Raw genomic sequence first — 19,927 nt, 5'->3', positions numbered from 1 at the left:
ATGATACAGCCTGACAGGAGCTTTGTCAATAGCAAAACGCAAAAAAATCCCCCGGATGTGAAAATTCTCACATCCGGGGGGGGAAAAAATCTCAGTCCGTAATGGGGGCAAAGCCCGGCTCACCGGGCAGGATGACACTGCTGTCGGCCAGCATTTTGCGGAACTCCTCCTCGGGGAAGTCAAAGACAACCTCTTTGATCATGCTCTGTTCGTGGACGAGTATCCTCCACGGCGCACCATCGGGCTGCTGCAAAAACAGGATGCCGGAAACGCTGTCCAGACTTTTCACGCCCTCATCGGCCCAGAAGGCAGGGGAGGGGGTGACAAAGTAGTGGTCAACCATCCGCCCGCCCGGGAAGTCATGCTCGATGACCGCAGGAACCTCGCCGTCAGCCTGAGCGGATTTGTATTGCAGATGCAGGTTGGTGAAGTCGGAAGCAGTCATAAGTTGTTACCTCTCGGGTGATTGTAGGGGTCGATGCAAGCATCCGCCCCTACATGGGGTTTGCGTAAATGCAAATCAAACGCGCAGGCTGGCGCTCTCAGGCTCGTTGCTGCCCTCGTCGAACTCATAGTCGTTGCCGGGCAGGATAGCGTTCAGCAGGATGCCGGCGATGGCGGCGATGGCCAGACCGGACAGGTTGATGGTGACATTGCCCAGAGCGAAGCTGATGCCGCCCACCGAGTTGAAGCCCAGCGCGCTGACCAGAATGACGGCGGCGATGATCAAGTTGCGGGAGTTGGTGAAATCGACCTTGTTCTCAACAACATTGCGCACGCCGATGGCGGAGATCATGCCGTACAGCACAAAGCTGATACCGCCCACGATACCGGCGGGAATCGTGTTGATGACGGCCTCAAACTTCGGGCAGAAGCTCAGAATCAGCGCAAACACAGCAGCAATGCGGATGACGAGGGGATCGTAAATCTTCGTCAGCGCCAGAACGCCGGTGTTCTCGCCGTAGGTGGTGTTGGCGGGGCCGCCCAGCAGGCCGGCCATGGCGGTAGCAAGACCATCGCCCAGCAGGGTCTTGTTCAGGCCCGGGTCGCGGATGTAGTTCTTGCCGGTGGTGGCGGAGATCGCGGCAATGTCGCCGATATGCTCCATCATGGTCGCCAGTGCGATGGGCACGATGGTGAACACGGCGCTGATGAAGGTCTCGCTGCCGTCAATGGCGAACAGACCCATGGAATCCTTATGCAGGGGGATGCCGAACCAGGCGGCAGCGCCGATGGCCTGGAAGTCAACTGCGCCGGTGACCAGCGCCACGGCGTAGGAAACCAGAACGCCGATCAAAATGGGCAGGATCTTGACCATGCCCTTGCCCCAGATGTTGCAGACGATAACGGTGGCCAGCGCCACAATAGCCAGCAGCCAGTTGCTCTGGCAGTTGGAGATAGCGCTGGGGGCCAGAATCAGGCCGATGGCAATGATGATGGGGCCGGTGACAACCGGGGGGAAGAACTTCATCATCTTGCGGATGCCGAACGCGGAGATCAGCGCGCTGAACAGCACATACACAAGGCCGGACAATGCCACAGCCGCGCAGGCGTAGGGCAGGTTTTCGGGGTTCTCACCGTTGTTGGACACAATGGCAAAGCCGCCCAGATAGGCAAAGCTGGAGCCAAGGAATGCCGGAACCTTGCCCTTGCACAGGAAGTGGAACAGCAGCGTGCCCAGACCTGCGCACAGCAGGGTGGTGCTGACGCTCAGACCGGTCAGCAAGGGAACGAGCACGGTTGCGCCGAACATTGCAAACATGTGCTGCGCACCCAGAATGAGCAGCTTGGGTGTGCCGAGCTGCTTGGCATCATAGATGCCCTGCGAATAATCCATTTTTTCTGCCATGAATGATATCCTCCTCAACAATGGCCGCAAAAAAGGGAGACTGCCGTGATTACCACAACACTACAGCCTCCTTGCTTATCTATATAAGGATAGCAGAATTCGGCGCAAAGTGCAAGAGATTGGCGAAAAAATGAAAATTTTTGTCGCTATGTAGTGGCCGGGCATACCCGGCCACTACTATCTTTTTGCCGGAAAGTGTGCTACTATATATAAGATATAAGATTTTGAAAATAGCAGGAGAAATGCTTATGCTTACCCCCGGCATCAAGGGGCACGCAGCGCTGCGTGTCACCACTGAAAACACCGCCCTTGCCATGGGCAGCGGCGAGCTGCCTGTGCTGGCCACCCCCGCCGTGGCGGCTCTGATCGAAAAGGCCTGCTGGCAGTCGGTCGCCTCCGAGCTGGAGCTCGATCAGGGCACGGTCGGCACCGCGCTGACCGTAGCCCACACGGCCCCCACCCCGGTCGGAATGATCGTACAGTGCGACTGTGAGCTGATCGCTGTGGAGGACCGCCGCCTGCGGTTCACCGCCCGCGTCTATGATGATGTGACCCAGATCGCCTCCGCCACGCATGAGCGCTATATCGTGGACAACGACCGCTTTACCCGCAAGGCAAACAGCAAGCGCACCGCTGAGGCATAAGCCCCGGCAGGCTGCATGTAAGGGGCAGGCCGCGCCCGCCCCGCGTCAGTAGATCGCTTCCTCTCGCCATTTTGCAAGGCGGCGCACGGTGTCCTCGTCCTCCACCCAGCCCTGTTCCGGGTCGGCGTGGGCGTTGGGGGCGTAGCGCTGCATCGTGCCGGGGCTGCGGCCCTGCAGATATTCCTGTGCCTGCTTCTGGCGGCTGGGTGCGGTGCGGCACAGCAGCGTTTCTTTTTCGGCCTTGTTCATACAAATCACCTCTTTCGTCACTATTTTGCCCGGGGCTGCCGCTGGTCAAACCCGGAAAATCGTGGTATAGTATTTTATATTGCCATCTTTAAGGAGCTATTATTCTATGGAAGTCAAGATCAATCAGGTCGTGCTGCATCTGCTGGACCCCGGCGCATCGGAGCCGGTGCTGTCGGACCGCGCCATGGACATGGACGCCGACCTGTACGAGTATTATGCCGCCACCCTTGAGCGCGCCTTTGCCAGCGATGAGGTCAAGAACTGCCGGTTCCTGCCCGACTCCGCTTTTGCGCAGGAGATGGCGCAGAATCAGGATTTCATCGACCTGTCCCGCCGCATCGCGGGCGTCATTTTTGAGCAGATGCTCCAGTATCAGGCCATACCGGCCGGTGATCTGGCCGTGGTGGATTTCACCGCCGACGGCGTACCGTTCTACGGCGTGCTGAAGCTGAACTACCGCCCCGGCTACACCCACCATACCGAGCTGCTGGGCAACGGCCGGTTCAGCAGCATGGTGCCGCAGCGCACCCTGCTGCCCGGCACCCCCAAGGCGGACGAGGCGGCCCTCATCGACCGCGCCAACGGCACGGTGCGGCTGATCGAGAAAAAATTCACGATGGATGACAAAAAGGGCTACTACCTTTCGACCCGCGTTTTCGGCTGCACCGAGGCCCTGCAGGAGAAGGCGAAGCTCAAGGCCGTATGCGAAACAGCCGTAGCCGCCGTGAAGGAGGCCTACCCCGAGCCGGAGGAGCTGGACGATGTACCGCCCTTTGACGGCGGCACCGAGACCGCCGTTGAGCTGCTGGTGCGCAATCAGGCTGTGGACAACCGGATCTCTGTCGAGGATGTCCGGGAGCGCATCCGGGAGAATTTCCCACTTGCCGCGCCGCGGTTTGAGCAGGCCCTCGCCGAGACCGGTGTGCAGCAGGACGACCGCGTGACCGTGACCCCGGCGCGCATCAAAAAGCTGGAGAGCCGCAGCTTCAAGACCGAGTCCGGCATCGAGATCAAGATTCCCGCAGAGCTGTGCAGCAGTGATGACGCTGTTGAGTTTATCCATTCGGCCACCGGCGGGCTGAGCTTATTGATTAAGGACGTATTGGTGTAAACATACGGCACTTTGCGGGCGGATATGGAATCCGCCCCTACGAATCACACCCGTAGGGGCGCATTCTATATGCGCCCGCACTCTGCCGCTCAGGATATGGGTATAGAGAAAGCAAACTATGGAAACGAAACAAAAAACAACGCTGATACAGGGCAGCGTTGCCAAGGGTATGCTGCTGTTTGCGCTGCCGATTTTTATCAGCAACCTGTTTCAGCAGCTGTATAACGCCGCCGACTCCCTGATCGTCGGCAACTTTCTGGGCGGCGAGGCCTTGGCCGCCGTTGGCTCGTCCGGCAGCCTGATCTTTTTGCTGACGGGCTTTGTCAACGGCGTCTCGCTGGGCGCCGGCGTGGTGGTGGCGCGGTATTTCGGCGCCAAAGACTGGGACCGGATGCGCCGCACCATCCACACCACAGTGGCACTGGGCATTGCCGCCGGCGTAGCGCTCACCGTGGTGGGCGTAATACTGACACCGCAGATCCTGCGCTGGATGGGCACGCCGGACAGCGTGCTGGCCAACTCGATTGCCTACTTCCGGATGTACTTCTTCGGCTCGATCGCCGTGGTCATGTACAATGTGGGTGCAAGCATCCTGCAATCGGTCGGTGACAGCAAAAGCCCGATGCGGTATCTGATTGCCGCGTCCATCATCAATGTCATTCTCGACCTGATTTTGGTCGGCTGGCTGCGCATGGGCGTGGGTGCGGCCGCCTTTGCCACGATTGCCTCCCAGACGGTCAGCGCTATTCTGGCCTTTGCCAAGCTGACCCGCAGCAAAGAGGAATGGGCCGTGCATTGGAACGAGGTCAGATTTGACGCCCCATCGCTCAAGGCAGTCGTTGTGCAGGGTCTGCCGTCCGGCATCCAGAACTCAGTCATCTCGATTGCCAATGTCATTGTGCAGTCCAACATCAACTCGTTCGGTGCGCAGGCCATGGCCGGGTGCGGTGCCTACAGCAAGGTCGAGGGCTTTGCTTTTCTGCCCGTGACCTGCTTTTCGATGGCGCTGGCGACCTTCGTCAGCCAGAATGTCGGTGCCGGTCAGCCCGACCGTGTGCGCAAGGGTATGAAGTTCGGCACGCTCTGCTCGGTGCTGATGGCCGAGATCGTGGGCGCAGGCATCTACGCGCTGTCGCCATGGCTCATCGGCGCGTTCAGCCGTGAGCCGGATGTCATCGCGTTCGGTGTGCAGCAGGCACACACGGCGGCGCTGTTCTACTGCCTGCTGGCCTTCAGCCACTGCTGTGCAGGCATCCTGCGCGGGCTGGGGCGGCCGGTCGTGCCGATGATGGTCATGCTGATGATCTGGTGTGCGCTGCGCATCACCTATATCACGATCACACTGCATTTTATCCGCGCCATCAGTGTGGTGTTCTGGGCCTACCCGCTGACATGGAGCATCTCCTCGGTGCTGTTTGCGTGGTACATCCTGCACTGCCCGATCCCGCAGCTGGGCGGCGGTGCCCCCGCAGTCAAGGCATAAACAGGGCATAAAAAGCACCCCGTATCCGCATGGGTCACACGGATACGGGGTACTTTTATTTTTTGATCACAAAGCACGGCAGCGGGGCGGTGTCCGCCCAGTTTGCAAACTCGCAGACCAGCACCGTGTACTTTGTCAGCGGCAGGCTGCGGAAAAACGCCAGCGCCGCCTGCTTTTCGGCATCACCTATGACCTTGCCGCTGTACAGCACAGCCGCCAGCACACCGCCGGGGCGCAGGGCATCCAGCGCGGCACACAGGGCGGAAAGACTGCCCTGCGCCGTGGAATATACGGTGTGCTCGGCCCCCGGCAGCCAGCCGAAGTTGAACAGCACGCAATCCACCTTGCCGGGCTGCACAAGTTCCCCCAGCTTCGCATGGTCGTAGAGCACCGCGCGCCCCACTTTCTCATACCCGGCGTCGGTCAGGCGCTTGTTCGTGTGGTCCACCGCCTTTTGCTGGATATCCATGGCCAGCACACGGCCGTTCTGCCCGGCCAGACGGCACAAAAACAGCGTGTCGTTTCCGTTGCCGCAGGTCGCATCGAGATACAGCCCGCCGGGGGTCACATGCAGCTCCAGAAACTCATGGCACAGCTCCACAGCGGACAGATCCGGCACACGGCGGCGCACCAGCCGCCCGCCCTCCGCCACAAAGTCGAACCGCCGCGCCAAAGCACGGCCCGCCTCGTCCCTGGGCAGGGGCGCAGTGAAGCGTGTGGCCTGCTTCGGGTCCAGCCCGCCGCCGCGCCGCAGCAGCTCCTTTACCAGATAGCTGCCGTAGCCGCGCCCGCGCCACGCGGGCACGATCTCCAGACGCAGGATCGCAGCGCCGTCCACCACAGCCGTACCGATGGCTTCGCTCTCCTTATATAAGGTATAGTGGCCTTTTTCCTGCTTGATCTGCATATATATTACCCGCCAATCGTATTTGTGTTCAGGTCGTAGTACAGCACATCATCCCAGTGGCGGCGCAGGGCGATCTGCGCCGTCAGCGCCAACGATTTATAACCGTTCTTCGGCGCACATTAGAATTATGCGGTATTGCCCTAAGTGTGGTTTGTAATTTGAGTATACCATATCTTGCCGCGCTGCGCAACGATATGATTTGTAAAAATCAGCAGGGCGGCGGCAGTTTTTTACTGATCACGATCTACACCGCTTTTCACACACTTTTCACTCTCTGACGAAACCTATTTCACAATTAGCGGGTATACTGTAGGCATACAAAGCGAAAGGAGACGACCCCTATGAGCAATGAATATGATTACTCCGGTCTCTATAACCATACATCCGATGGTCAGCCCGCACAGCCCCAGAGCAGCCAGCCTGAACAGGGCGACTACCCCAATGTAGGCTCCAGCGGCATGAACACCGCCAACACCGCCCGCACCGATTATTCCGGCAACGGCGCAAGCCCCAACCCGCAGCAGGACCCCAACGGCTACACCAGCAGCTTCAGCGGCGGCAGCGGGAACAACGGCGGCTATAACGGCTACAGCTATTCCAGCGCACCGCAGCAGCCCCCCGTGCCCCAGAAAAAGAAGCCCCGCAAGGTGCTGCTCCGCGTGCTGGCAGGTGTCGGCGCGGTGGCGCTGGGCTTCGGCGGCGGCTTCGGCGGCGCGATCGTTGCCAGCCGCACCGGCCTGACCGGCAATCAGGTCGTGGTCCAGCAGGTGCAGCGCAGCACCGATGCCACGGCGGCAGGCAGCACGGACGGCAGCAGCATGACCGTCCAGCAGATTGCGTCTGTCGTTTCGCCCAGTGTTGTCGCCATTACGACTGAGCAGATGAGCAGCAGCCAGACCTGGTTCGGCGGCTACTATGTGCAGAGCGGCGCAGGCTCCGGCGTCATCATCAGTCAGGACGGCTACATCCTGACCTGCGCACATGTCGTCAGCGGTGCCACCAGCGTCAAGGTCCAGCTGAACGGCAGCGATGAGTCCTACGATGCCACCATTGTCGGGCAGGATTCCACCTCCGACATCGCCGTGCTGAAGATCGACGCCACCGGTCTGACCCCGGCGGTCATCGGTGACAGTGACGCGCTGGCCGTCGGCGAGGTCGCCGTGGCGGTGGGCAACCCGCTCGGCACGCTGTCCAACACCGTCACGGACGGCATCGTCAGCGCGCTGAACCGTCAGGTTACCGTACAGGACAACGATATGACGCTGATCCAGACCGATGCCTCCATCAGCCCGGGCAACTCCGGCGGCGGTCTGTTCAACGCAAACGGCGAGCTGATCGGCATTGTCAATGCCAAGAGCAGCTACAGTGAAGCCGAGGGTATCGGCTTTGCCATCCCCATCAACACCGCAATGGAGATCAGCCGCCAGCTGATCGAGAGCGGCTCGGTCGCGCGCCCCGCACTGGGCGTCAAGATCATGGATGTGACCGATGCGCAGACCGCCCAGCAGCTGGGTGTGTCCACAATGGGCGTCTATGTGGTCGAGGTCACCAAGGGCAGCGGCGCCGAGGCCGCCGGTGTGCAGGCCGGTGACCGTGTGCTGGCTGTGGATGATACCGCTGTCAGCGATTCCTCCGCCCTGAAGAATTACCTCAAGGACAAGGCCATCGGTGATTCCGTGAACCTGCAGGTCGAGCGCAACGGCAAGGTGCAGACCCTGACTGTCACGCTTGGCTCCAACCAGTAAAAAGCAACCGGCGGGCTGCAGATCGTTTAGATCTGCAGCCCGCCTTTGTGTGTCAAAAAATCACATTCTTGGCCTATTGAATGTGTAGGGGCGACCATTGGTCGCCCGCCAGCTTGGCGCAGCAACGCATTTTCCCGAAAAGTTTTTTTCACAGACTAACGGGCACGGGCGAGCAATGCTCGCCCCTACAAAAGTTTTTTGACAGCCCGCCTTTTTATGCACTTTGCAGGGCAGCTTCAGTTCTGGTCCCTGCTTTTCCCTGCAAGCGCGGCCGCTACGCCGAAAATCAGGCTGGCAGCAATGCCGCCCGAGGCTGCCGTCAGCCCGCCGGTGAAGGCCCCCGGCAGACCGCACTCGTCCACCGCATGCTGCGCACCCTGTGCCAGCAGGTGCCCAAAGCCGAGCAGCGGCACGCTGGCCCCCGCCCCCGCAAAATCTGCCAGCGGCTTGTACAGGCCGACGGCGCTCAGGATCACGCCCGCGACCACATACCCGGTCAGGATGCGCGCGGGGGTCAGCTTCGTGTAATCAATAAGCAGCTGCCCCACAACGCAGATGCCGCCGCCCACCGCAAACGCCCAGAAATAATTCATACCGCACCTCCCAGCTCAACACAGTGGGCAATGCCGGGGATGCTCTCCCCCTGCAAAAAGGTAGTCTGGCTCATCAGCGCGCCGGTGGCCAGAAACAGCACCCGCCTCAGCTGCCCTGCCGCCAGCATCGGCAGGATCTTGCAGCACAGCACCGCCGCACTGCACCCGGCTCCGCTGCCGCCGGCCTGCACATCCTGCCCCTGCGTGTCATACAGCAGGCAGCCGCAGTCCCGGTGGTTGTCCAGCGGCAGGCCCTCCCGCGCCATCTGCTCCCGCAGCAGGGCGGAGCCGACCTCGCCCAGATCACCGGTAAAAATTGCATCAAAGTCCTGCGGGCGCGCGCCGGTGGCTGCAAAATACCGCAGCAGGGTCGAGGCCGCCGCCGGCATCATGGCCGCCCCCATATTGTTGATGTCATGCACTGCATAGTCCTGCACCCGGCCGAAAGTCACGCTGCGCACCGGCACGCCAGTGCCGTGCGCCCGCACCAGACAGGCCCCGGCAGCGGTGGCGGTCCACTGGGCGGTGGGGGTGCGCTTGGCACCGTATTCCAGCGGTGTGCGGAACTGCCGCTCCGCCGCGCAGAAATGGCTGCTCGTCAATGCCAGCGCCCGCTCCGCCATGCCGCCCGCTGCAAACACGGCGGCAAGCGCCAGCGTTTCGGCCATGGTGCTGCAGGCACCGTACACCCCCGCAAACGGAATGCCCAGCTCCCGCATCGTGTAGTTGCTGGCCGTACACTGGGCCTGCAGGTCACCTGCAAAGGTGATGTCAACCCCGGTGCGCGGCAGATCGGCCTTGCGCAGGCAAAGTTCCGCTGCCCGCCGCTGCAGCAGGCTTTCGGCCTGCTCCCAGTTTTCACAGCCCTGCTCACAGAAGCCTGCATCCTGCGTCAGGAAATCGAAGTCGGAGGCCAGCGGCCCCTCACTCTCCTTTTTGCCGCCCGCCGCGGCCCAGGCTGCCACGACCGGCGGGGTGTCGAACAGCAGGGTATCCTTTTTGCGTGCCATCGCTCACCCCACCTTTCCCAGCAGCCAGTAGACCACGCCCCACACAAAGCTTGCCAGTGTGCCGTAAGCGATGACCGGCCCCGCGATCGTAAAAATCTTGGCCCCCACGCCGGTGACCCAGCCCTCGGCCTTGAACTCGATGGCCGGGCTTACGACCGAGTTGGCAAACCCGGTGATCGGCACCAGCGTACCCGCGCCCGCCTTAGCGGCCAGCTTCTGGTACCAGCCAGGCAGCGTGAACAGCGCCGACAGAAAGATCAGTGCAATGCTCGTCAGCGTGCCTGCCAGCGTCTTGTCATACCAGATCAGAAAGAGCTGGCGCAGCCCTTCCCCGACGGTGCAGATCGTCCCGCCGACACAGAACGCCCACACGCAGTCCCGCACAACGGGGGAGGGCGGCGAGGCGCGGCCGATCATCTCATCATATTGCTTGGGATTCAGCTTCACACTCCATTCCTCCTTTTGGGGGATAGTATGTGCTCAGCCGCCGTAAAATATGACCCGGCCGCGGCAATACGGCTCCGGCACCATGACCTTGTAGAGGGCGCGCAGCTCTTTGCAGAGCACGGCATCGGGCGCAGTGCCGCCGCACGGCAGGGAAAGCACCGCATACCGGCTGCCGAACACGCGGCTCTCCAGCGCAGTGGCGCGCGCCCCGGCCCGCAGGTAAAACCCGATGCGCCGCCGCGCAACGGCGGGGTCGGGGGCCTCGGCAGGATGCTCACATTCCAGCAGCAGGTCCTGCACCCGCAGAGCGTAGTAGTCACGGATCAGCTGCAGCGCCGCCGTACCCACACCGCTGCCGCGCAAATCACACCGCACGGCAAAATAGTCCAGCAGCGCCGTCCGCTGGCCCGGCAGCACGACCTGCCATGCGTAGGCCAGCCGCGCACCGGCATCATCGGTCAGCAGCAGCGGCTCATACACCCCTGCCTCCAACAGGCGGCGTATCTCGGCAAAGGGCTTGCACTCGGCGGCGGGGAAATCCCGCGGCAGGGCGGTGTGGTACAGCTCCTCACAGCCGGCAGGGGACAGACGCTTGATTTGCATGGAGATTTCTCCTTTCTGTGATTGAATTGTGGGGGAAAATAAGATATAATAAATAAAATATGCCTGCACACCTCGTAGGGGTCGGCGTCCCCGACGACCCGCTGCTGCCTTGCGGCGGCATGGGGCATGCCGCCCTACACGCAGCCATACGGTCGTATGTAGGGCGGGGTGCCCTCACCCCGCCGCAGGCGTTCGCGCTTCCGGTAAGTTTCCGGGGCGTCGAGGACGCCGCCCCCTACGGCACACATTACTCACCTATAAAAACAAGGAGCCACCCACATGGAATGGACTGACATCAGCATCACCGTTGCTAAGCGCGACGCCGACACGGCCGAGGCCATCGCTACGATGGTCGCCAACGGCGGCATTTATATCGAGGATTACAGCGATCTGGAACAGCAGGCGTGGGAGATCGCGCATGTTGACCTTATCGAGCAGGAGCTGCTCGATAAACCCCGCGATGTGGTCATCGTACACATGTACCTTGCCCCCGATGAGAACCCCGCCGAGGTACTGCCTTTGTTTGAGGAGCGGCTGAAAAACAGCGGCATCGACTATAAGCTCAACACAACTGGCGTTGAGCAGGAGGACTGGCAGAACGCCTGGAAGAAATATTACCACGCCATGGACATCGGCAAGCGCCTTACCATCGTCCCCGGGTGGGAGGAGCATGACACCGACCGCATCAAGATCATTATGGACCCCGGCATGGCGTTCGGAACCGGCACGCATGAGACGACCTCCCTCTGCCTTGAAACGCTGGACAGCCTTGTCAGGGGCGGCGAGCGGGTGCTGGATATCGGCACCGGCTCGGGGATTCTGGCCATTGCAGCGCTCAAGCTGGGCGCCGGCAGCGCCGAGGGCGTTGACATCGACCCCATGTGCGTGCGCACCGCCGGCGAGAACGCCGCGCGCAACGGCGTGGCCGACCGGTTCAAGGTGCTTGTCGGTGATCTGTCCGACAAGGCCAGCGGGCAGTACAACATCATCACCGCAAACATCGTGGCAGCGGCCATTCTCTCTCTGGCACCCCATGTGCCGGTGCTGATGGCCCCGGACGCCCGCTTTATCGCCAGCGGCATCATTGACGAGCGCAAGGACGAGGTTCTGGCCGGTCTGCGCGCCGCAGGGCTTGCGCCTGTCGAGGTCAAGGAAAAGCGCGGCTGGGTCTGCATCATCTGCAAAAAATCCGAGACGAAAGAGGCGTAAACGATGCCGCACCGTTATTTTACCCGTGAGCTGGCGGACGGCCGCGCTGCGCTGACCGGCAGCGATGCCCACCATCTGGCAGATGTCATGCGCGCCAAGCTCGGCGAGGAGGTCGTGCTCTGCGGCCCTGACGGGCTGGAATACCTTGGCACCGTGACCGCCATCGAGCCGGGCCGGGTCGAGTTCTCGGTCACGGACGGCACGACCAGCAAGGCCGAGCCGGACTGCACCGTGACGCTGTTTGCGGGTTACCCCAAGCAGGGCAAGCTTGAGGAGGTCATCCGCCACAGCGTTGAACTGGGCGTAACCGGGATCGTTCCGTTTTTCAGCCGTTACTGTGTGGCCGCACCCAAAAAAGAGGACGCCAAGAACGAACGGTACAACCGCATTGCCGCCGAGGCCGCCAAGCAGGCGGGCCGCGCCATGCTGCCCGCCGTGGCCATGCCGCTGCCCGATTTTGCCGCCGTCTGCGCCGCCATGAAGGATTTTGACCTTGTGCTGTTCTTTTACGAGGGCGGCGGTGCCCCCCTGCGGGAGGTGCTGCACCCCGGGCAGTATAAGCGCATCGCCATCATCACCGGCAGTGAGGGCGGCTTCTCGGTCGAGGAGGCCGCTGCCGCCAAGGCCGCAGGTGCCGTGACGGTGGGCCTTGGCCCGCGCATCCTGCGCTGCGAGACCGCGCCGCTGGCCGCCCTGACCGCTGCCATGCTGCTGACCGGGAATTTGGAATAACCGCAAACCATAGTATGTAAAAACAAAAAGGAGCGTCACCCGCATGTGGGTAACGCTCCTCTTTGTGTTATTATTGCCCTTGTAGGGGCCGGGCATGCCCGGCCCGCAGGTAAAAGGCTAACGGACACTAATGGGAAACCCGCGGGCCGCACATGTGCGGCCCCTACAGCTCTGCTATTTTGCTTTCACATACGCGCCGAACGCATTCGGCACGGGGTATACCTCGGCCAGATCCTCTGGCGCGGCCCAGACATAGCCCTCCGGCAGGTCACACGCCGGGGCGGTGCCGCGCCAGCCGCCCAGCTCCCAAATCTTGTGGGTAAACACATGCTTTGCAGGGGGCAATGCCTCGCCCAGCGCGGCCCGCACGCCCAGTGCAGCCAGCGCAGCGGTCAGTTCCTCACGGGTCAGGCTCTTTTCCCACGCGGCGGGCTGCCACAAACCCGCCAGCAGTCCGCGGGCGGGGCGGCGCTGCAATAAAACGCCGCGCTCGCTCTCAATCAGCGCCACCGTCACAGGCACCCTGCCCTTAGCTTTCGGCGCGGGCTTCACGGGCAACTCGGCAGCACGCCCTGCGGCGTACCCCTGACACAGCTGCGCCAGCGGGCATACCTCGCACCGGGGCGCACCGGGCACACAGACCAGCGCGCCCAGCTCCATCAGTGCCTCATTGTACGGGCCGGGGGTGGCCTTCGGCATCTGGTCAACCACTCGCACGGTAAACGCTTTCTTTGCGGCGGGGGTCATCACATCGGCATCATCGTTGTACAGCCGCGCAAAGACCCGCAGCACATTGCCGTCCACCGCGGGGACGGGGATGCCAAACGCAATGCTCGCCACCGCGCCCGCCGTGTAGTCGCCGATGCCCGGCAGGCCGCGCAGCGCCTCATAGTCGGCGGGCAGGTCACCGTCGTACTGCTCACAGACGATGCGGGCCGCCTTCTGCATATTGTTGACGCGGTTGTAGTACCCCAGACCCTGCCACAGCTTGCGCAGGGCGTCCGGCTCACAGGCGGCCAGCGCGGCGGGGTCGGGCAGCGCCGCGATAAAACGCTCATAGTAGGGGATGGCCGCTGCCACGCGGGTCTGCTGAAGCATGATCTCGCTGACCCAGATATGGTACGCAGAAGGCTCCTGCCGGAAAGGCAGGAGCCGTTTGTTTGCGTTGAACCATTGCAGCAGCGGTGCGGCAATGGGCTGCATCAGAAGCCTCCGCAGGTGCGGGGGAAGGGGATGACATCACGGATGTTGGGGATGCCGGTGACATACATCAGCAGGCGCTCAAAGCCCAGACCGTAGCCGGCATGCTTGACGCTGCCGTAGCGGCGCAGGTCAAGGTACCAGTCATAGTCGGCGGTGTTCAGACCCAGCTCCTTCATGCGGGCCTCCAGCACGTCAAGGCGCTCCTCACGCTGGGAACCGCCGATCAGCTCGCCGATGCCGGGCACCAGCATATCGGCGGCGGCCACGGTCTTGCCGTCCTCGTTCTGGCGCATGTAGAATGCCTTGATCTCCTTCGGGTAGTCGGTGACGAACACCGGCTTCTTGAAGATCTGCTCGGTCAGATAGCGCTCATGCTCGGTCTGCAGGTCGGTGCCCCACTCGACCTTGTACTGGAAGTTATCGTTGTTCTTCTTCAGCAGCTCTACGGCATCGGTGTAGCTTACGCGGGCAAACTCGGAGTTTGCGACCAGCTCCAGCCGCTCGATCAGCCCCTTATCGAAGAACTGGTTGAAGAAGGCCAGCTCATCGGGGCAGTTGTCGAGCAGATAGCGGATGACATAGCGGGTCATCGCCTCGGCGGTCTCAAGGTAGGTGTTCAGGTCGGCGAAGGCCATCTCGGGCTCGATCATCCAGAACTCTGCCGCATGGCGGGTGTCGTAGCTCTTCTCGGCGCGGAAGGTGGGGCCGAACGTGTAGACGTTGCCCAGCGCCATCGCCATGGCCTCGGCCTCCAGCTGGCCGGAGACGGTCAGGTTGACAGGACGCTTGAAGAAGTCCTTCGTGTAGTCAACGCCGCCCTCCTCGTTGCGGGGGATGTCGTTGAGGTCGAGCGTTGTGACCTGGAACATCTCACCGGCACCCTCGCAGTCAGAGCCGGTGAAGATCGGCGTATGAACATAGGTAAAGCCATGCTCGTGGAAGAACTGGTGCAGGGCAAATGCTGCCTGACCGCGCACGCGGAACGCCGCATTGAAGGTGTTGGTGCGGGGGCGCAGGTGGGTCATGGTGCGCAGGTAGTCCATGCCCATCTTCTTTTTCTGCAGCGGATAATCGCCGCCGCAGGGGCCAAGCACGGTGATCTCGTCGGCGTTGATCTCAAAGGGCTGCTTGGCGTTCGGGGTCAGCACCAGCGTGCCGGTGACCTCAAAACTGGTGTACAGGCCGCATTTGGCGATCTCGGCATAGTTGGCGAGCTTATCTGCCTGAAACACGATCTGGACAGGCTTATAGCAACTGCCGTCCGACAGTGAGATGAAGCCGATATTTTTGGAATCGCGCACAGTCTTGGCCCAGCCGCAGACAGTGACCTTAGTGCCGTCTGCGGGGGTAGCCTTGTACAGCGATGCAAGTTCCGTTCTCTGCATGGGTAGTCCACTCCTCTTTATACTATGAATATTAGTATTGTAGCAGGTATTTTATAAAAAGTAAAGAGCCGATATTTATAGAGTTGTAGGGACCGGGCATGCCCGGCCCGCCGCTGTACGGGAACTGCTCAACAATGGGCAAGCTGAGAGCCGCGCATCTGCGGCCTCTGCAGGGCGGCGTTATTTTCATCTGTCGGCTCACAATATTTTTGCCAGCCCTTCCGCCGCATACCTTCCGGCTCTTATTGCCTCGTCCAGCGTATTGGCATGGCCGCCGACCTCTATCAACAAACTGCCGGTCGTTAAATCTTGGTTATAAAACCTGTACCCGCACAGAACAGGGCGGGTCAGGCCGGGGTGGGACTCCTCCATGGCGGCCTCCCATGCGGCGGCCAGACGCAGATTCAGCCGCCAGTTGGGCAGGACGATACTGCCCCCGTTGTCACACCCGGCAATCAGCATGACCTGCGCTGTACTCTCGCCGCCAATTTCGCACACCGGCTTGACCCGGGTGCCGTCCGCGTCCTCGATGGCATCACGGTGAACATCCAGCACGACCTTGATTGAGGGATACCGCGCCAGATATTCCTGCACGCCGGCGCGGCTGCGCTTGTAGCTGTCGGTGTAGCCGGGCGCATCGTAGAGCGTTGTGTCGTGCAGGGTGTTGATGCCGGCCTCGTTCAGCACCCGGGCCATCTCAGCCCCCACGGCGCAGACATTCAGCGCCGTGTTCCTGCTGCGGGCCGCATAGCTTTTGTCATAGACAAGGTCGGGCCAAAGCTGGTAGCTTTCCGTGGCGTGGGTGTGCATGATCAGCACCTGCGGTGCGGCGCTGTCCCTTTCTATAGAAAAAGGCAGGCTGGGGGTCGTGACGGCGGCGCGCAGGTCAGCGTCCGGATGCTCGGTGCTGTTTTTGATGCTGCCCGCCGCAAGCTGCAGATAGCCGGTGCCGCTGCCCTGCCGCAGCTGCACCGCACGGATGCGGCCCGCGTCCGCCAGCTCGGGCGCGGCGCTGGGCAGCGGTGTGGCCGTGGGGGCTGCGGACGGCTGCGGCGTTGCGGACGGTGCTGGGGCAGGGCAGGGCGTGGGCAGCGGCGTGGGGCGGCTTTCCGGCCGCTGCGGGCTGCTGACACTCTGTGCCGGGGCGGCGGGCCAGTCAAGCGCCGCCGCAGCCGCAGGGTCCTGCAGATAGAGCGCCCCGCGCAGCAGCCAGGCGCGCCCGGGGCAGAACGCCAGCGCTGCCCCAACCGCCAGCACCCCGGCCGCAAAAGCACCCCCGTACACCGCCGCCGAGGCCCACCGGCGCAGTCTTTGCATGGCACACACCCCCTCTGCACCCAAATTTTATGCGCTTTTTTTGCTTTCTATGAAGTTTTTTTCAAAAACCACTTGCAACTTTGCAAAAAGTATGATAGGATAACTTGTACTGTTATGGGGAACTAAGGAGGTGGAACGAATGCCTAATATTAAATCTCAGAAGGATCGCGTTGTTCAGGCCAAGAAAGAGGCCCTGCACAATAAGGTCGTCAAGTCCAACCTGAAAACAGTTGTCAAGAAGGCAAACGCTGCCATCGACAGCAATGCTGCTGACAAGGAGACCGTCGTTAAGGTTGCTGTCTCTGCCATCGACTCTGCTAAGAGCAAGGGTGTCATCCATAAGAACACCGCTGCCCGCAAGATCAGCCGCATGGCTAAGCGCGCCAACAAGGCTGCTGCTCAGTAATTGATCGCATGAACAATGCCCGCCGTGAAAACGGCGGGCATTTTCATTTTGTTAAGCGCTGCAAGGGTACAGGTTCAGACCTCCTGCTCCATCAGCAGCTTCTTCAGCGGCAGCAGCGCGGCAGGCTCTGCGCTGAAGGTGCGCACACCGAGCTTGAGGTACTCCGGCATGGCATTCACCGCCGCCACCGTGATGCCGCAGATATAGACCGGCACACTGCGGGCCGCAGCCTGCTCCACCACACTCTTGACCAGCCGCAGCACAGCGGGGTTTGTCAGCTGGCCCACGGCAGCGGTGGGGTTATGCACAAGGCCCAGCGTGTAGCGGGTCAGGTCCTCCGCGTCAATAACCATCAGCTGGGCGCCGCGGTCCATGATGTCGGCGGCCATCAGAGCGGCCGAGGGCATATCTATCACACAGCCCAGCATCGGCATCCCGATCTCAACACCGCTGATCTGCAGCTCATCCTTGCAGTCATTGACCTCCTGCAGGCATCTATCCCAGTCTGCCGCATCCTTTACCATCGGGAACACGACACACAGATGCCCCTCCGGGGCGGCGCGCAGCAGCGCACGGATCTGGGACTTGAACAGCCGGTTTCCGCCCAGCCGCGCCTGCAGCTCGGCAGACCAGGGGGCATCATCATCGGCGCGGGTATCGCAGGTGCGCAGTACCACGGGGACGCCCTCGGCCGAGCGCAGATATTCCTTCAGGCGGCTCGTCTGGGTCTGCTCGCTCTGCTCGCAAAGGATCGCGCTCTCGGAGCGCACGATGCCGATGCCCGCCGCCCCCTGCGTATGGGGCACCTCGTTGTCGATCAGGTTGCAGGTCTGCATCAGGCGGAAGGCTGTGCCGCCCTTGGTCAGGCAGGGCAGGGCGGCCACAGGGTCAGGCTGCTGGCCGTGCAGGCGGCTCAATGCGATCTGGCAGTCCACCCGGGCGATCTGCGCGCCGTCCGGCTCGACCACCAGTGTGCCGTTGTCGGCATCGAGGATCGCGCGGCGGCCCACCGCCATGGCGGCTGCGCCGTCCCCCAGCTGCACCACCGCCGGGATTCCCATGCTGCGCGCCATAATGGCGGCGTGGCTGATCGTGCTGTCCTGATCGCTGGCAAGCCCCAGCACCATCCGGCGGTCAAGGCTGAACAGATCGCTGGGGAAAAACCGATCCGCGACCAGAATGCTCGGCCGCTTGAGATGCAGCCGCCGGCGCGGGCGGCCGTCCAGAATATCCACGACCCGGCGGCAGACATCGCAGACATCGACACTGCGCTCCCGGATATACTCATCGTCCACATTCTTCAGCCGGTCTGCAAAGATCTGTTCTGCCCGCTCAACGGCGGCGGCACCGCCCGCACCGGCGGCGATATAATCGCCGATCTCGTTGGTGAAGGATTCATCCTCCAGCAGGGCGATCTGAAACAGCAGAATATCCGCATCGGGGCCTTTGGCGCGCTGGCTCAGCCGGCGCAGCTCGTCCTTGGCCAGCACAACGGCCACATCATAGAGCGCGCGCTCCCGGAACGGGTCACAGACGATGCGGTGCAGCCCTGTGGTGCCGTGGTCGATCTGCTCGACCGGGCCGACCACAATACCGGACGATGCCGGCACGCCGGTGTAGGTGTGCATAGAGTAGGCCTCCTTTTTGAATCTCCTCAGCCTTCCCCAAAAGGAAGGGCCTTTTTACAAAATCGGCATCTCCCCAAGCGTCTTGCTGACAAGGGCGGTCACAAACTCCTCCGGCACGGCGGCGGCAATGGCGCGCTCGGTCACAAGGGTGTTTTCTTTTCCCTCCAGCAGGGCGGGGAACCGGTCTGCCGGGTCCTTGTCAAAGCTGCCCATAAAGGTCGCAGCCAGCAGCTTCGGGGTATACGGAATGTCCTCAGGCACGCCGACACGCTCTGCCGCCAGCTCCAGCGGGGCCAGCGCGCCGCGGGTCGGGGCGCTGGGGTTCGGCGCATAAGGGGCCGGGTAGTTTGCCCGGGTGCGGGCATTCTTCTCGACCAGATCTATCTCGGGTGCGCGGGCGCAGACCTCGGCAAGGTTTTTCTGGTACCGCTCCGCGAAATGGGCAAGGTATTCCTCGTTATCGGGCAGCATGGCGTAGGCCGTGCCGCCGCACCGGCCGAACAGGCGCAGCGTATCAAAATAGCCCAGCGCAATGTTGCGCCCGGCGCGGGCGGGGTCAAAGTCCAGCGTGGGGCCAAGGTCCCAATGGCTGCGCACAATGCGGGTGGGCAGGCCAGTCGTGTTGGGCCGCACGATGCCGATGCCGTCCACATCGACTCCAAGCAACTCGGTCGCGCCCATGCGGGCGGCCAGATCCAACGGCATATTATCCCGCCAGCCGCCGTCAATGTACTTTACACCGTCAATTTCCCGCGGGCGCAGGGCAGGGAAGCAGGCGCTGGACGCCAGCATATAGTCCTTGAGCTGCCCCTCGGGGATCTCCTCGATCGGGCATTGCACGCTGCGCAGGCTGCCAAGCTCCGTCATGACAAGGCCGAAATGAATGGCGGAATGCCGCACGGCATCCTCGTCGATCAGCCGGTCAATCGTCTCAGCCAGCGGCTCAACATTCAGCCCGCCGCTGCGGAAAATATCGAGGAAGAAGGCGCGCAGCTCCTCGCGCTTGAGCGATTCGGGAATCTCCAGCACATCATGGATCTCCAGACTGCGCCAAAGCTCCTCTGCCTCGCGGGCCTTGCCCATCGTGAAAAGGCAGCCGTTCAGGGTGCCGACACTGGCCCCGGTGATGATATCCGGCGTCCAGTCCAGCGCCTGCAGGGCATGCCAGACACCGATCTGGTAGCTGCCCTTGGCACCGCCCCCCGCCAGCACCAGCGCGCGCTTTCCGGTATGTTCCATCTTCGTTCTCCCTCCCGGTCATGGTTTTCCTCATTATAGCATCTTCTGTGCAAAGTTGCCATAGCAAACTGCGTCACAATCTGCCGTTTTTTTATGGAATTTTTGTATTTTGTCAGGGGTTGCAACGGAAGGGGAAACGCAGTATTATAAAAGCAGTTGTTTATCCT

At 61.9% G+C, this 19,927-nt stretch carries 20 protein-coding genes; 7 read left to right on the top strand and 13 right to left on the bottom strand.

What is annotated here, in order from left to right; genetic code table 11:
* Positions 1-91: 91 nt before the first annotated feature.
* The gene (locus OGM67_06895; protein ID UYJ36029.1) at positions 92-445 is read right to left on the bottom strand and encodes a hypothetical protein; all 354 of its coding nucleotides are present in this window, start codon (positions 443-445) and stop codon (positions 92-94) included.
* 75 nt (positions 446-520) lie between these two features.
* Positions 521-1,849 (bottom strand): uracil-xanthine permease family protein, encoded by a 1,329-nt coding sequence (locus OGM67_06890; protein UYJ36028.1) that lies wholly within the window; start codon positions 1,847-1,849, stop codon positions 521-523.
* 248 nt (positions 1,850-2,097) lie between these two features.
* Between OGM67_06890 and OGM67_06885 the strand changes: the two genes are divergently transcribed.
* Positions 2,098-2,493, top strand: coding sequence for a thioesterase (locus tag OGM67_06885; protein ID UYJ36027.1), 396 nt, complete (start codon positions 2,098-2,100; stop codon positions 2,491-2,493).
* Positions 2,494-2,538: 45 nt separating this feature from the next.
* On the opposite strand, the gene OGM67_06880 is transcribed toward OGM67_06885, so the two are convergent.
* Positions 2,539-2,742 (bottom strand): hypothetical protein, encoded by a 204-nt coding sequence (locus OGM67_06880; GenBank protein UYJ36026.1) that lies wholly within the window; start codon positions 2,740-2,742, stop codon positions 2,539-2,541.
* A 106-nt stretch (positions 2,743-2,848) separates the two neighbouring features.
* Between OGM67_06880 and OGM67_06875 the strand changes: the two genes are divergently transcribed.
* Both OGM67_06875 and OGM67_06870 read left to right on the top strand, forming a co-directional pair.
* Positions 2,849-3,853 (top strand): nucleoid-associated protein, encoded by a 1,005-nt coding sequence (locus OGM67_06875; GenBank protein UYJ36025.1) that lies wholly within the window; start codon positions 2,849-2,851, stop codon positions 3,851-3,853.
* A 118-nt stretch (positions 3,854-3,971) separates the two neighbouring features.
* Positions 3,972-5,336: an MATE family efflux transporter gene (locus OGM67_06870; GenBank protein UYJ36024.1), complete on the top strand. Its 1,365-nt coding sequence runs from the start codon at positions 3,972-3,974 to the stop codon at positions 5,334-5,336.
* 55 nt (positions 5,337-5,391) lie between these two features.
* On the opposite strand, the gene OGM67_06865 is transcribed toward OGM67_06870, so the two are convergent.
* On the bottom strand, positions 5,392-6,243 hold the full coding sequence (locus tag OGM67_06865) for a methyltransferase domain-containing protein (GenBank protein UYJ36023.1): 852 nt from the start codon (positions 6,241-6,243) through the stop codon (positions 5,392-5,394).
* A gap of 341 nt (positions 6,244-6,584) precedes the next feature.
* Here OGM67_06865 and OGM67_06860 point away from each other — a divergent pair, with 341 nt between their 5' ends.
* Positions 6,585-7,988: a trypsin-like peptidase domain-containing protein gene (locus OGM67_06860; protein UYJ36022.1), complete on the top strand. Its 1,404-nt coding sequence runs from the start codon at positions 6,585-6,587 to the stop codon at positions 7,986-7,988.
* Positions 7,989-8,224: 236 nt separating this feature from the next.
* On the opposite strand, the gene spoVAE is transcribed toward OGM67_06860, so the two are convergent.
* Genes spoVAE through OGM67_06840 form a run of 4 tightly spaced genes read right to left on the bottom strand, consistent with a single transcriptional unit; the run spans position 8,225 to position 10,641 of the window.
* Positions 8,225-8,581 carry a stage V sporulation protein AE gene (spoVAE, locus tag OGM67_06855; GenBank protein ID UYJ36021.1) on the bottom strand — a complete coding sequence of 119 codons (357 nt, stop codon included), beginning with the start codon at positions 8,579-8,581 and terminating at the stop codon, positions 8,225-8,227.
* Positions 8,578-9,591, bottom strand: a complete 1,014-nt coding sequence (locus OGM67_06850) for a stage V sporulation protein AD (protein UYJ36020.1) — start codon at positions 9,589-9,591, stop codon at positions 8,578-8,580. Before OGM67_06850 ends, spoVAE begins: the two co-directional genes overlap by 4 nt.
* 3 nt (positions 9,592-9,594) lie before the next feature.
* On the bottom strand, positions 9,595-10,038 hold the full coding sequence (locus OGM67_06845; protein ID UYJ36019.1) for a SpoVA/SpoVAEb family sporulation membrane protein: 444 nt from the start codon (positions 10,036-10,038) through the stop codon (positions 9,595-9,597).
* 33 nt (positions 10,039-10,071) lie between these two features.
* Positions 10,072-10,641 carry a hypothetical protein gene (locus OGM67_06840; protein UYJ36018.1) on the bottom strand — a complete coding sequence of 190 codons (570 nt, stop codon included), beginning with the start codon at positions 10,639-10,641 and terminating at the stop codon, positions 10,072-10,074.
* A 279-nt stretch (positions 10,642-10,920) separates the two neighbouring features.
* Between OGM67_06840 and prmA the strand changes: the two genes are divergently transcribed.
* Together prmA and OGM67_06830 are read left to right on the top strand one after the other, a co-directional pair.
* Positions 10,921-11,850: a 50S ribosomal protein L11 methyltransferase gene (gene prmA / locus OGM67_06835; GenBank protein UYJ36017.1), complete on the top strand. Its 930-nt coding sequence runs from the start codon at positions 10,921-10,923 to the stop codon at positions 11,848-11,850.
* Positions 11,851-11,853: 3 nt separating this feature from the next.
* Entirely contained in the window at positions 11,854-12,582 is a 729-nt protein-coding gene (locus OGM67_06830) for a 16S rRNA (uracil(1498)-N(3))-methyltransferase (protein ID UYJ36016.1), read from the top strand.
* A gap of 174 nt (positions 12,583-12,756) precedes the next feature.
* On the opposite strand, the gene OGM67_06825 is transcribed toward OGM67_06830, so the two are convergent.
* The 3 genes from OGM67_06825 to OGM67_06815 form a co-directional block, all read right to left on the bottom strand.
* Positions 12,757-13,785 carry an A/G-specific adenine glycosylase gene (locus OGM67_06825; protein UYJ36015.1) on the bottom strand — a complete coding sequence of 343 codons (1,029 nt, stop codon included), beginning with the start codon at positions 13,783-13,785 and terminating at the stop codon, positions 12,757-12,759.
* Positions 13,785-15,170, bottom strand: a complete 1,386-nt coding sequence (asnS, locus tag OGM67_06820) for an asparagine--tRNA ligase (GenBank protein ID UYJ36014.1) — start codon at positions 15,168-15,170, stop codon at positions 13,785-13,787. The genes OGM67_06825 and asnS overlap by 1 nt, the downstream gene beginning before the upstream one ends.
* 198 nt (positions 15,171-15,368) lie before the next feature.
* The gene (locus OGM67_06815; protein UYJ36013.1) at positions 15,369-16,487 is read right to left on the bottom strand and encodes a stage II sporulation protein P; all 1,119 of its coding nucleotides are present in this window, start codon (positions 16,485-16,487) and stop codon (positions 15,369-15,371) included.
* A gap of 139 nt (positions 16,488-16,626) precedes the next feature.
* On the opposite strand from OGM67_06815, the gene rpsT reads away from it, so the two are divergent.
* The gene (gene rpsT, locus OGM67_06810) at positions 16,627-16,893 is read left to right on the top strand and encodes a 30S ribosomal protein S20 (protein UYJ36012.1); all 267 of its coding nucleotides are present in this window, start codon (positions 16,627-16,629) and stop codon (positions 16,891-16,893) included.
* 74 nt (positions 16,894-16,967) lie between these two features.
* Here the strand turns inward: rpsT and OGM67_06805 are convergent, their stop codons facing one another.
* Positions 16,968-18,521, bottom strand: a complete 1,554-nt coding sequence (locus OGM67_06805) for a PEP-utilizing enzyme (protein UYJ36011.1) — start codon at positions 18,519-18,521, stop codon at positions 16,968-16,970.
* A gap of 54 nt (positions 18,522-18,575) precedes the next feature.
* On the bottom strand, positions 18,576-19,760 hold the full coding sequence (locus OGM67_06800; GenBank protein UYJ36010.1) for a patatin-like phospholipase family protein: 1,185 nt from the start codon (positions 19,758-19,760) through the stop codon (positions 18,576-18,578).
* Positions 19,761-19,927: the final 167 nt, after the last annotated feature.

Source organism: Oscillospiraceae bacterium, from assembly GCA_025757985.1.
In the GTDB taxonomy this organism is placed as follows: domain Bacteria; phylum Bacillota; class Clostridia; order Oscillospirales; family Ruminococcaceae; genus Gemmiger.
This window is presented reverse-complemented; position numbering and strand designations above follow the sequence as displayed.